We start from the raw sequence: 11,839 nt of genomic DNA on the forward strand, positions 1-11,839 counted from the left end.
CATCAGCAGGGGCTTCGGATTGTTCCGGTCTTATTTTACGTATTCGATCTCATTCACGTACCAGCTTGCTTCACCCGCCGGGGTGTTGACCACCGCCAGGTCGCCGACCTCTTTCTTCAGCAGCGCGCGGGCCATCGGCGAGTCGATGGAGATATAGTCCTTGCGACCAAAAATCTCATCGTAGCCGACGATGCGAAAACGCTTGGTATCGCCGTCGTCGTTTTCTATCTCAACCCAGGCGCCGAAAAAGACTTTGCCTTCCTGCTGCGGCGAATAATCGACAATGCGCAGATTTTCCAGGCATTTGGTCAAATAACGAACGCGTCGGTCAATCTCCCTTAAGCGTTTCTTATTATACTGATAGTCAGCATTCTCACTGCGATCGCCAAGGCTTGCGGCCCAGGTCACCTTCTTTGTGACCTCCGGGCGCTCTTCGCGCCAGAGATAATCCATCTCTTTTTTGAGTTTTTCGTACCCTTCACGGGTGATCAACTGTGTTTTCATGTTCCGTGCTTACCTGCTGCCGAGGAAAGAATACGCACAATACGTATTACGCGAGTATGCCGACAGAATAAATAATGTGTATTAAGATTCATTGTATACTTAACTCGCTGTTAAATATGCTTTGTAACAATTTAGCCTGGAATTTATACCAGATTTAGCTGGTCGCAAGCGCAGGCTTTTTTGAGAATACATGCTGAATAATTGTTGCGAACCTTTGGGAGTAAAAACAATGCAAGAGAATTATAAGATTCTTGTTGTGGATGACGATATGCGCCTGCGCGCGCTGCTGGAACGTTATCTGACCGAGCAGGGTTTCCAGGTTCGAAGCGTAGCTAACGCCGAACAGATGGACCGATTACTGACTCGTGAATCATTCCATCTGATGGTTCTGGATTTAATGCTGCCAGGCGAAGACGGTCTGTCGATTTGCCGTCGTCTGCGTAGTCAGAGCAACCCGATGCCGATCATCATGGTGACGGCGAAAGGGGAAGAAGTTGACCGTATCGTGGGCCTGGAAATCGGTGCCGACGATTACATTCCGAAACCGTTCAACCCGCGTGAACTGTTGGCCCGTATTCGTGCGGTGCTGCGTCGTCAGGCGAACGAACTGCCGGGCGCGCCTTCTCAGGAAGAAGCGGTTATCGCCTTCGGTAAGTTCAAGCTGAACCTCGGTACTCGCGAAATGTTCCGCGAAGATGAGCCTATGCCACTCACTAGCGGTGAGTTTGCGGTACTGAAAGCGCTGGTCAGCCACCCGCGTGAACCGCTGTCTCGCGATAAGCTGATGAACCTGGCCCGTGGTCGCGAATACTCGGCGATGGAACGTTCCATCGACGTGCAGATTTCTCGCCTGCGCCGCATGGTGGAAGAAGATCCGGCTCACCCACGCTACATTCAGACCGTTTGGGGTCTGGGCTACGTGTTCGTCCCGGACGGTTCTAAAGCATGAGGCGACTTCGCTTCTCGCCTCGAAGTTCGTTTGCCCGCACGTTACTGTTGATTGTCACCCTGCTGTTTGTCAGCCTGGTGACAACCTATCTTGTGGTGCTGAACTTCGCGATTTTGCCAAGCCTGCAGCAGTTTAATAAGGTCTTAGCCTACGAAGTCCGTATGCTGATGACCGATAAACTGCAGCTGGAAGACGGCACGCAGCTTGTCGTGCCGCCGGCATTTCGCCGCGAGATCTATCGTGAACTGGGTATCTCACTCTATTCCGATGAAGCCGCTGAAGAGGCCGGTTTACGCTGGGCTCAACACTACGAGTTCTTAAGTCAGCAGATGGCCCAGCAGTTGGGCGGGCCGACTGAAGTGCGCGTTGAAGTCAATAAAAGCTCCCCGGTGGTCTGGTTGAAGACCTGGCTGTCACCCAATATCTGGGTGCGCGTGCCGTTAACCGAAATCCATCAGGGAGACTTCTCTCCGCTCTTCCGCTATACCCTGGCGATTATGCTGCTGGCGATAGGCGGCGCGTGGCTGTTTATCCGCATCCAGAACCGACCCCTGGTCGACCTGGAGCACGCCGCGCTTCAGGTCGGGAAAGGCATTATTCCTCCGCCGCTGCGTGAATACGGTGCGTCTGAGGTGCGTTCGGTTACCCGAGCCTTTAACCATATGGCCGCAGGCGTGAAGCAGCTTTCCGACGACCGTACGCTGTTGATGGCCGGTGTCAGCCATGACCTTCGCACGCCGCTGACGCGTATTCGCCTGGCGACGGAGATGATGGGTGAAGAGGATGGTTATCTCGCTGAATCTATCAATAAAGATATTGAAGAGTGCAACGCCATCATCGAGCAGTTTATTGACTATCTGCGTACCGGTCAGGAGATGCCGCTGGAGTCTATCGACCTCAACACGGTACTGGGTGAAGTGATCGCAGCGGAAAGCGGCTACGAGCGCGAAATTGATACCGCATTGTTCAACGACGAGATCCCGGTAAGGGTGCATCCGCTGTCTATCAAGCGTGCGCTGGCCAATATGGTGGTGAACGCCGCGCGTTATGGCAACGGCTGGATTAAAGTCAGCAGCGGTCGTGAAGCGCATCGTGCCTGGTTCCAGGTAGAAGACGATGGCCCGGGCATTAAACCCGAGCAGCGTAAGCACCTGTTCCAACCGTTTGTTCGTGGCGATAGCGCCCGTACTATCAGCGGAACAGGTCTGGGGCTGGCCATCGTGCAGCGTATTATCGATAACCACAACGGGTTGCTGGAGCTTGATACCAGCGAACGCGGCGGGTTGCTGATACGCGCCTGGCTGCCAGTGCCGGGAAGTCGTCCACCGACGCCGACGAAAGAGAGCTAAAAAAAACCGCTGGGGGAAACCCCGGCGGTTTTTGTTTGTGTGGTGCGGTGTGTTGTCCCGGCGTCGCTTCGCTCGGCCGGGCTACATTAGAAACAAGTAGCCCGGGCGAGGCTGATACGCCGACTCCGGGGATGCCGTTACAGCTTCGGCCCTGCGCTCACCAGCGCGGCGCCTGCCGGGGTATCGGTGTATTTCTCGAAGTTTTCAATGAACAGCTTCGCCAGCGCTTGTGCTTTTTCCTGCCACTGCTCCGGCGAACCGTAGGTGCTGCGCGGGTCGAGGATGTGGGTGTCTACGCCCGGCAGTTCCGTTGGGATCTGCAGGTCAAACATTGGCAGGGTGAAGGTTTCTGCGTTGTCCAGAGAACCGTCGAGGATGGCATCGATAATCGCGCGCGTATTCTGGATAGAGATACGTTTGCCGGTGCCGTTCCAGCCGGTATTCACCAGGTAAGCCTGTGCGCCTGCGGCCTGCATGCGTTTTACCAGCACTTCAGCGTACTGCGTCGGGTGCAGCGACAGGAACGCCGCGCCGAAGCAGGCGGAGAAGGTTGGGGTCGGCTCGGTGACGCCGCGCTCGGTACCTGCCAGCTTCGCGGTGAAGCCAGAAAGGAAGTGGTACTGCGTCTGATCGGCGGTGAGGCGCGATACTGGCGGCAGAACCCCGAAAGCATCGGCGGTCAGGAAGATAACCTTGGTGGCGTGGCCCGCTTTCGACACCGGCTTCACGATATTGTCGATGTGGTAAATCGGGTAGGAGACGCGGGTGTTTTCCGTTTTGGAACCGTCGTTAAAGTCGATAGTACCGTCGGCCAGCACCACCACGTTTTCCAACAGCGCGTCGCGACGGATCGCGTGATAGATATCCGGCTCAGCGGCTTCGGAGAGCTTGATGGTCTTCGCGTAGCAGCCGCCTTCAAAGTTAAACACGCCGTCATCATCCCAGCCGTGTTCGTCATCGCCAATCAGACGACGTTTTGGATCGGTGGAAAGGGTGGTTTTACCGGTGCCGGACAGGCCGAAGAAGACCGCCACGTCGCCTTTCTCGCCGACGTTAGCGGAACAGTGCATAGAAGCAATGCCCTGCAGCGGCAGCAGGTAGTTCATGATAGAGAACATCCCTTTTTTCATTTCGCCGCCGTACCAGGTCCCGCCAATCAGCTGGATGCGCTCTGTCAGGTTAAACGCGACAAAGTTTTCCGAGTTGAGACCTTGTTCTTTCCACTGTGGGTTAGTGCATTTTGCGCCGTTCATCACGATGAAGTCTGGTTTGAACGTCTTCAGTTCTTCATCAGTTGGACGGATAAACATGTTCTTCACGAAGTGCGCCTGCCAGGCGACTTCCGTAATAAAGCGGACGGACAGGCGTGTGTCTTCGTTCGCGCCGCAGTAGGCATCGACGATAAACAGGCGCTTGCCGGAAAGCTGCTGGGAGACCAGGCCTTTAAGATGTTGCCAGATTTCAGGTGACAGAGGCTTGTTGTCATTTTTTCCGTTGCCCTTATCAGACCACCATACCGTGTCGCGCGTCGTGTCGTCGCGAACGATATATTTGTCCTTCGGAGAACGGCCGGTAAAGATACCGGTGTCGACAGAAATTGCGCCCAGATTTGTTAAGACACCGCGCTCATAACCTTCCAGGTTAGGATCGAGTTCTTCTTGATACAATGTATCGTAATCGGGGTTGTAGACGATATCCTGTGCGTCGTTAATACCATAAGCCTTGAGGTCCTGCGGGGTTATACCGTTGCGCATTTCACTGCTCCTTAGCCAATATGTACTGCTATAAATTCTATGGGTATTTTAGGGGTGTTGACCGCGACCAGGCTCATAGATTTACGTATCCCGACAAACGTCTTACTTACGAAAACATTGTGACTCCTGTCACGAAGCGACTCGGATTATGACAGGAAAAGCCCCAAAATTGGCACGAATGTTCTTAAATGGTTACAAAATGGTTTAATGGACAGCATAAATGTGAAATTAATCGCATTTATGAAAGAAAATTACGTAATGCTTTCAGGTAAAAAATCGATTCACCACGCTGAGCAAAATCTACATTTAACGTTCTAATCGGTGCGCAAAACGCGCTTTTTCCTCACTTCTGGGATGAGAATATCGAAATGGATGCTGTGACTCCTCTTTCACCGCCAACTCGCTGGGGTATGGCGCTAACCGGCATAGTACAAGGGCTCGTGTGCTATTTGCTGACCCTCTATTTGATCCCAAAAGATAGCGGCTGGATGTTTTACGCTTTGCCGGGAAGCCTGGCATTTTCCTCTGTGCTGCTGTTCACCGTGGTCTCTTTTAAACAGCGTGCGCTGTGGTGTTGGTTGGCGGTGGTACTGGTTGTCGTGCTGGGAATGGGAGGCTGGCTAAAGCTCAACCTTAATGAGGAAGACCAATGGCGGCAGTATGACGCGCTATGGACCTACGGCTGGTGTCTGCTGCTGATGGCACTGCTGGCGCTGCCGTGGCTGCAATACCGTATTCAGCCTGCGACGGGCCTCCCGCGATATGCGTACTTTTATGCTCAGCAGTGGCAAAACGTGCTGACGTTGTTGCTGATTGGCGTAGCCAACGGCCTGGTCTGGCTGGTTTTGCTGCTCTGGAGCGGGCTGTTTGAACTGGCCAATATCACCTTCTTCTCGCGGTTGTTCTTCGATACGCGGTGGTTTGTCTTTGTCTGCATTGGATTGGTGACGGCACTGACGGTTATCCTTGCACGCCAGAATGAACGACTGATTACCGCTATCCACAAGCTGCTGGCGCTGATTGCTACCGGTCTGCTGCCGTTGGTCTCGCTGCTGGCGCTGTTGTTCCTGGTGACGCTGCCGTTTGCAGGCGTGACGGCAATTTCCCAGCGCTTCTCTGCGGCGGCATTGCTCTCGGCGCTGGCTTTTGTGCAGTTGTTGCTCACCGCGATGGTCTGGGAACCCAATGCTACGCGTCTTGGCTATCCGCGTCTGCTGCGGCTGTTGATTCAGACGGCAGTGATGCTGACGCCGGTCTACGTGCTGATTGCCGGTTGGGCGCTATGGGTACGTATTGGGCAGTATGGCTGGACGTCGGATCGCCTGCACGGCGTGCTGGTGGTGGCGGTGCTGCTGGTCTGGTCGGTTGGCTATCTGATTGGCCTGCTGCGCCGTCGTGAAGATCCTTCACCTCAGTTAGGGCGGGTCAATCTGGCGGTCTCATTACTGGGGCTCGCGCTACTTTTCTTGCTTTATACCCCGGTGCTGGATAGCTGGCGCATCAGCGTGAATAGTCATATGAGCCGTTACCATAGCGGTAAAATCAATGCCGACCAGGTGAGTCTGTATATGCTGTCGCACAGCGGCAAGCCTGGGCGCGCGGCGCTGCTTGAGCTACAGCAAGATAAAGCGTTCACCCAGGATGCGAAGCGTCAGCAGCAGCTTAAGCGGTTGTTGAGTGGCGATCTGAGTCCGACGATAAAACTGACCGCCGAAGCACTGGCGAAAAACGTGACGATCCTTCCGGGCCGCATGCCGCCAGATAATGCGCTATGGGCCGCGGTGATTGAGCAACGCTACAGAGTGGAGTCGTGCAGCGAGGTTGGCAGCTGCGTGCTGGTGAGTCAGGATCTGAACGGTGATGGGAAGGCGGAGCAGGTGCTGTATGCCTTTGGCGATCGTACCGTGTTGGTCTTTGCTCAGGGCGAGAAAGGCTGGGAATATAAGGCGAGTGCGTCGCTGCCGTCCGGCTTGAACAAGTCGAAGCTGCTTCAGGCGGCGAAGGATGGAGCGTTAGGGGCAAAACCGAAGGCGTGGAAAGATATTACGCTGGGGGATGAGACGGTAGTGCTGGAGTATCGGCGCTGATTTTTCCCGGCGGCGCTGCGCTTGGCCGGGCTACAAACTTTCGTAGCCCGGCCAAGCGAAGTGACACCGGGAAAGGCTCAGAACTTAATGAACCTGCGGGTCAGACGGTGCCGCGTTATTGCGAATCTCTGCAATATCCATGGCATTGAACACATAGTGGCTACCGCAGTAATCACAATGCATATCAATTTCGCCTTCCTCTTCGAGGATGCTGTTAACTTCCTCGTCCGGCAGGGTTTTCAGCGCGCCAGCGCAGCGTTCGCGGGAACAGGTGCACTTGAATTCCACGTCCTGCGGGTCATACAGGGTGACTTCTTCTTCGTGGTACAGACGCCACAGCACATCGTTGGCCGGCAGCGTGAACAGCTCTTCGGCCTTGATGGTGTCGGTCAGCGCCGCCAGGTGCTCAAAATCTTCCGGCTGTGCGTTCTGCGCTGGCATCACCTGCAGCAACATACCCCCAGCAGCTGGTTTACCGTCGGATTCGCCGGTACGGATAATCAGTCGCGTTGGCAGCTGTTCGGAACGCTGGAAGTAATCTTCCAGGCAGGCCGCCAGCGTATCGCCTTCCAGACCAACGACACCCTGATAGCGCTCGCCTTCGGCCGGGCTGATGGTAATCACCAGATAACCGTTACCGATAAGCGTTTTCAGGTCTGCATCTGCCGGGATATCACCCTGCACGCGCGCGACGCCGCGCAGCTGCTGATGGTTGTTGCCGTTGATGACCGCCAGCGTCATCGGGCCATCGCCCTGTAGCTGAACGGTGATATCACCTTCAAACTTCAGCGTTGCGGTCAGCAGGCTGGTGGCGACCAGCAGCTCGGACAGCACGTTTTTTACCGGCTGCGGATAGTTATGGCCTGCCAGGATCTGTTCGAGCGTTTCGGATACGGTGACCAGTTCGCCACGCACGGCGTAGTTTTCAAACAGATAGCGATGTAATTGATCGTGTTGAGTCATAATTTTCTCTCTTGGGGTGGCAGTTATTCACTGTCGCCGTATTTAAATCTCATCAGGTCGCGCCGCTCTTTTTTATCCGGACGTCTGTCCGGGTGCGGCATGGTCAGCGCATTCAGTTTGCGCGCCAGGGCGACTTTTTCGCGCTTCTCGATACTTTCCGCCGTCTCTTCATAGAGCGTGACGGCCTCCGTTGCCGGACGTCGCTGCTCCGTGATGCCTTTCACCACCACGGTGCGCTCGTCGTTTCCCTGGCGAAGCGTCAGCAGGGCGTTCAGTTCAACCACTTTGCTGGGCTTACTGCGCTGCCCGTTATAGTGAACTTTGCCGCCTTCAATCATCTCTCGGGCGACGGCACGCGTTTTATAAAAACGCGCCGCCCAGAGCCATTTATCCAGCCTGACGCCTTCGGTAGGCTTCTCTTTCATGGTCGCTCCTTCACTGAAGTGAGGGGATCAGACGACGGTAATCGTTAAGCGCGGGATGACGCAGGTACTGCTTTTCCGCAAGGCCGGAGTCGGGGTTGGTCACACCGAGGCAATAGCGGATCCCAAAGTGGGCGGCGGCATCCAGAATGGGCTCGCTATCGTCGATAAATAACGTGCGCTCGGCATCCAGACCCGTATGTTTCTCAACTGCCCGCCATAACCGCTGATCCTCTTTCGGATAACCAAATGTATGGGTGGAAAGTAATAAATCAAGGTGCTCGCCAAGACCGGTGTGTTCCAGCTTAACCGCCAGGTTATGCGGATGCGCATTAGTCAGCAGGATACGTCGCTTTCCGCTCGCTTTAAGCGCGTTCAGAAAAGGGATGGTGTCTTCACGCAGCACGGCGCGCGGGCCCTGCTCGCTGGTCATCGAACGGATATCCAGGCTCAAACGCTCGCTCCAGTAATCCAGACAGTACCAGTTTAGCGTATGTTGTACCGCATGGTACTCCTGACGAATGGCTTCCTGTGCCGCCTGAGGCGTGATACCCAGCTTTGCGCCATAGGTTTCTGGCACCAGTTTTTGCCAGAAATAGTTATCAAAAGCGAGGTCGAGCAGCGTGCCATCCATGTCCAGAAGAACGGTGTCTACCTCGCGCCAGGCGATATCAAAATGCATGGTGAGTCTCCAGACGGAAGAAATGCGCGACAGATTAACATAACCTGTCGCGAACTACGCAGTGGGCTTATTTTGTCGGAAAGTCAGACTTGAACTCTTCCGGGGCGGAAAGCAGCACGGGGTTGATGCAGCTCTCATAGTATTTCTGAATCTCGGCCAGTCGCTCACGATGGCGATGATAGCGACGCAGCGCCTGCACGCCGTTGTAAACCGCACAGACTATCATGGCCAGCATCAGCAACGTGGTGGCCAGATAGTGCCACAGCCCGCTGCTGTCCGGCATGCGGTGCAGGTTAATGTGCTGTGTCCCGTTGGCGTCGGTATAGAGATTGGTCACGATGCCTTCCGCATGGAATGGCGTGTGCATCAGCATGCCCGCCAGACGCTGAAACTCGTTCCACTGCTCACTGGCAGGATAGTCGTACAGCGTCGTGCTTGGGTAAGGCTGGCTGACAAAATCGCTGCCTTCATCGCTGGTTATCAGGAAACCACCCGGCGCTGGGCTATTGAGCGCCTGCGCCGCGCGTGCGGTTTCACGCAGGATAAACGGCGCGGTGGAGGTGTCGACAAGGTTATCCAGTGACTCGGCGCTGACCGGACGCAGCAGAACGTTTACACCGTCCAGTTTGCCGGAGTTCGCGCGCTTAACCAGCGCATCCCAGTCACGAGTATTACCCAGGTTCACCAGGGCATTTTTCAGACGTACACAGTCGTCGGTCGCCGAGCAAAGATCTTTCGTTTTCAGCACGATATCGGCAAAGTCATCCAGCAGCACCATGCCCGATTTCTGAATCGCCGAGCGCAGAGCCGGGCTGACGCGGGAATCATCGTCCGCCGTTGGATGCAGCTGGCGGTTGACGGCCTGAACCAGCGCGGTCGCCTTATTGACGGTTTCAGACTCCGGCAGCGGCAGGCGAGGGGCGTCGTTCCAGAGGATTTGCGAGCAGTCGAATGGCAGGAATGGCGAGCTTTCCTGCGCGGTCCAGGTGCCAGGAGAGTGGATATTACACATCCCGGTTCCGCTGATGTGGAGGGTATCACCCACGCGAACGCCGGCCTGTTCTAGCTGGCGAACGTCTTTGGCCTCAATGGTTTGCGCTCCTTTTAGCCAGGAGAGCGTAAATTTGAGTGGCATATTCAGCGGTACGCTGACCCACATCATGATAGCGATCAGCAGCGCGCCGCCGCCGATGACGGCGCTGCGTAACCAGTGCTGAAGCGGGAAGTTTTTCACCTCGTCATGCAAAGAGAGGAAGTGTCCCTGGCGCACTACGTGTCTATCAAGGTAGATATCGATATCTGTTTTTTGCCCCAGGTCCTGGGCGACATACGGCTGCCAGTGGCGAGGGTAGATTAAATCGATGATCCCAAGAGAGATGTTGTTGATCTGCTCCTGATCGTTTTCACCGAACAATCCCCAGCGTTTTGGCGTACCGCGCAGGCAGTGGATCTCTCTCAGCGACGACTTCGTCGGCGGTGCAAACAGCCCCCAGAGCCCGCCGCACAGTAGCAGAAATGCGCTGGCGAAAATCCATGGCGTAAAGACCGCTGGGGCGATAAGCCCGCAGTAAAACAAGACAAAAGCGGCGACAATCAACAGCGCCTCACGCAGTCCGTCAGGGCGACTAAGCGCGTGTTCTTCATAGGTTTCCTGGCGGATGTTGAGCAGCTCGATTTGCTCGCTCTCTTCACCGCGGATAGAAGCCTGCGTCGATGAAGGTGACTCCAGCGCAAAGCTTTTATTTTCAGGCGAATAGGTCTTCAGCGAATGGCCGTTCAGACCAATAACCAGCGGCACATCATCAGTCTCGATAAGCTCAATACTGTTCTCATCGGTAATATGCTGTTCCCAGAACGGCGGTAGATGCACTTCCACGGAGTCGAGGAAGTAGCGCCATTTGTTGGGTTCATCGGTGGTGATGCCGTAGCGGGTAATGGCGCGCGTCAGCATAAAAACGGTATTGCTCTGCGCTGTGAGCGTCAGCACCGCAGGGGCAATGGTCGCGCCGGACGCAGGCACGCGCTGATCCTGATTAAGATAATCGAGGTAGTTTTCAATGCCCTGACGCTCTTCATTGGTCAGTTTTCGGGTGGTTGCCCCCGGAAACTGATGGAGCCACGGCAGGTGAAGACGTTTTGTCCGTTTACGCAAAAGCCAACCGGCCAGCACGGCGCAGATCAGTATCGCTACGGTAAAGATCATCAGTGTGCCCATGCTTTTCCCATCATACTTATCTTAGAGGTCTCTTCGTTGCCTGCTTTTCGTATAAACCATTGGCACGTATTACGCATTCATAAAATGAGTCTATAGACTCTCGCAAAACGTAAGCATAACAAACCCATCGGCTGGCGAGTATCAGTAAATTCCCAATTGTAATTCAACCTCTTGACATTTATCCATAAATGAGAGATGAAAAGCAAAAGGTTGCAACAATGTAAATAAAGAGCTTTATGCATTGCTGGAACCTCATCGCTATCGCACAATAATAAAAGTCATTACAGCAAAGACCCCGGCCCAATGAGCAAATCATTACAGAAACCTACTATTCTCCATGTTGAAACCGTCGCGCAATCACGCCTTTTTAACGTGGAAAGCGTCGATCTAGAGTTCAGCAATGGCGTTCGTCGCGTTTATGAGCGTATGAAACCGTCCTCACGCGAAGCGGTGATGATTGTGGCTATTGTCGACGACCACCTGATTTTAATCCGCGAGTATGCGGTGGGCACCGAATCTTATGAACTCGGTTTCTCGAAGGGGCTTATTGACCCCGGTGAAACGGTGATGGAAGCCGCGAATCGCGAGCTGAAAGAAGAGGTGGGCTTTGGCGCACGTCAAATGACGTTCCTTAAGAAACTGGGGATGGCACCGTCCTATTTCTCCAGCAAAATGAACATCGTTGTGGCGGAAGATCTCTATCCGGAATCGCTGCCAGGGGACGAACCAGAGCCATTGCCGCAGGTTCGCTGGCCGCTGGCAAACATGATGGCGCTGCTCGATGAGCCGGATTTTAATGAAGCGCGTAACGTGAGCGCGTTGTTCCTGGTGCGCGAGTGGCTAAAAGAGCAGGGCAGATTGCCATAAGTAAGTTTGGTCGCTGGACCCCGGAGTCGGTGCGGCGAGTGATGGGG

Annotated in this window: 10 protein-coding genes; 4 read left to right on the plus strand and 6 right to left on the minus strand. The window is 54.8% G+C overall.

Annotated elements, in window-relative coordinates; translation table 11 throughout:
* Positions 1–30 precede the first annotated feature (30 nt).
* Positions 31–504 carry a transcription elongation factor GreB gene (gene greB, locus MY052_RS01675; RefSeq protein ID WP_035892118.1) on the minus strand — a complete coding sequence of 158 codons (474 nt, stop codon included), beginning with the start codon at positions 502–504 and terminating at the stop codon, positions 31–33.
* 229 nt (positions 505–733) lie between these two features.
* Between greB and ompR the strand changes: the two genes are divergently transcribed.
* Together ompR and envZ are read left to right on the plus strand one after the other, a co-directional pair.
* Positions 734–1,453 (plus strand): osmolarity response regulator transcription factor OmpR, encoded by a 720-nt coding sequence (gene ompR, locus MY052_RS01680; protein ID WP_001157751.1) that lies wholly within the window; start codon positions 734–736, stop codon positions 1,451–1,453.
* Positions 1,450–2,802 (plus strand): two-component system sensor histidine kinase EnvZ, encoded by a 1,353-nt coding sequence (gene envZ / locus MY052_RS01685; RefSeq protein WP_202217059.1) that lies wholly within the window; start codon positions 1,450–1,452, stop codon positions 2,800–2,802. Before ompR ends, envZ begins: the two co-directional genes overlap by 4 nt.
* Positions 2,803–2,939: 137 nt before the next feature.
* Here the strand turns inward: envZ and pckA are convergent, their stop codons facing one another.
* The gene (gene pckA / locus MY052_RS01690) at positions 2,940–4,556 is read right to left on the minus strand and encodes a phosphoenolpyruvate carboxykinase (ATP) (RefSeq protein ID WP_123650868.1); all 1,617 of its coding nucleotides are present in this window, start codon (positions 4,554–4,556) and stop codon (positions 2,940–2,942) included.
* Between the two features lie 368 nt (positions 4,557–4,924).
* Here pckA and MY052_RS01695 point away from each other — a divergent pair, with 368 nt between their 5' ends.
* Complete coding sequence (locus MY052_RS01695) at positions 4,925–6,643, plus strand: DUF4153 domain-containing protein (protein WP_248538119.1); 1,719 nt, start codon at positions 4,925–4,927, stop codon at positions 6,641–6,643.
* 84 nt (positions 6,644–6,727) lie between these two features.
* Here MY052_RS01695 and hslO read toward each other — a convergent pair whose 3' ends face one another.
* The 4 genes from hslO to MY052_RS01715 form a co-directional block, all read right to left on the minus strand.
* Positions 6,728–7,606, minus strand: coding sequence for an Hsp33 family molecular chaperone HslO (gene hslO, locus MY052_RS01700; RefSeq protein ID WP_248538120.1), 879 nt, complete (start codon positions 7,604–7,606; stop codon positions 6,728–6,730).
* A gap of 23 nt (positions 7,607–7,629) precedes the next feature.
* Positions 7,630–8,031 (minus strand): ribosome-associated heat shock protein Hsp15, encoded by a 402-nt coding sequence (hslR, locus tag MY052_RS01705; protein ID WP_123650866.1) that lies wholly within the window; start codon positions 8,029–8,031, stop codon positions 7,630–7,632.
* Positions 8,032–8,041: 10 nt separating this feature from the next.
* On the minus strand, positions 8,042–8,710 hold the full coding sequence (gene yrfG / locus MY052_RS01710; RefSeq protein ID WP_035892109.1) for a GMP/IMP nucleotidase: 669 nt from the start codon (positions 8,708–8,710) through the stop codon (positions 8,042–8,044).
* A gap of 67 nt (positions 8,711–8,777) precedes the next feature.
* On the minus strand, positions 8,778–10,925 hold the full coding sequence (locus MY052_RS01715) for an intracellular growth attenuator family protein (protein WP_248538121.1): 2,148 nt from the start codon (positions 10,923–10,925) through the stop codon (positions 8,778–8,780).
* A 303-nt stretch (positions 10,926–11,228) separates the two neighbouring features.
* On the opposite strand from MY052_RS01715, the gene nudE reads away from it, so the two are divergent.
* The gene (nudE, locus tag MY052_RS01720; protein WP_123650864.1) at positions 11,229–11,792 is read left to right on the plus strand and encodes an ADP compounds hydrolase NudE; all 564 of its coding nucleotides are present in this window, start codon (positions 11,229–11,231) and stop codon (positions 11,790–11,792) included.
* Positions 11,793–11,839 lie beyond the last annotated feature (47 nt).

The sequence above is a fragment of the Kluyvera ascorbata genome (genome assembly GCF_023195735.1).
GTDB classification, from domain to species: Bacteria; Pseudomonadota; Gammaproteobacteria; order Enterobacterales; family Enterobacteriaceae; genus Kluyvera; species Kluyvera ascorbata.

Excerpts from the sequence above, each read along its gene's own strand:
- greB (WP_035892118.1), bottom strand. The coding sequence starts at position 504 with ATGAAAACACAGTTGATCACCCGTGAAGGGTACGAAAAACTCAAAAAA.
- pckA (WP_123650868.1), bottom strand. The coding sequence starts at position 4,556 with ATGCGCAACGGTATAACCCCGCAGGACCTCAAGGCTTATGGTATTAAC.
- hslO (WP_248538120.1), bottom strand. The coding sequence starts at position 7,606 with ATGACTCAACACGATCAATTACATCGCTATCTGTTTGAAAACTACGCC.
- yrfG (WP_035892109.1), bottom strand. The coding sequence starts at position 8,710 with ATGCATTTTGATATCGCCTGGCGCGAGGTAGACACCGTTCTTCTGGAC.
- MY052_RS01715 (WP_248538121.1), bottom strand. The coding sequence starts at position 10,925 with ATGGGCACACTGATGATCTTTACCGTAGCGATACTGATCTGCGCCGTG.
- MY052_RS01695 (WP_248538119.1), top strand. The coding sequence starts at position 4,925 with ATGGATGCTGTGACTCCTCTTTCACCGCCAACTCGCTGGGGTATGGCG.
- hslR (WP_123650866.1), bottom strand. The coding sequence starts at position 8,031 with ATGAAAGAGAAGCCTACCGAAGGCGTCAGGCTGGATAAATGGCTCTGG.
- nudE (WP_123650864.1), top strand. The coding sequence starts at position 11,229 with ATGAGCAAATCATTACAGAAACCTACTATTCTCCATGTTGAAACCGTC.
- ompR (WP_001157751.1), top strand. The coding sequence starts at position 734 with ATGCAAGAGAATTATAAGATTCTTGTTGTGGATGACGATATGCGCCTG.
- envZ (WP_202217059.1), top strand. The coding sequence starts at position 1,450 with ATGAGGCGACTTCGCTTCTCGCCTCGAAGTTCGTTTGCCCGCACGTTA.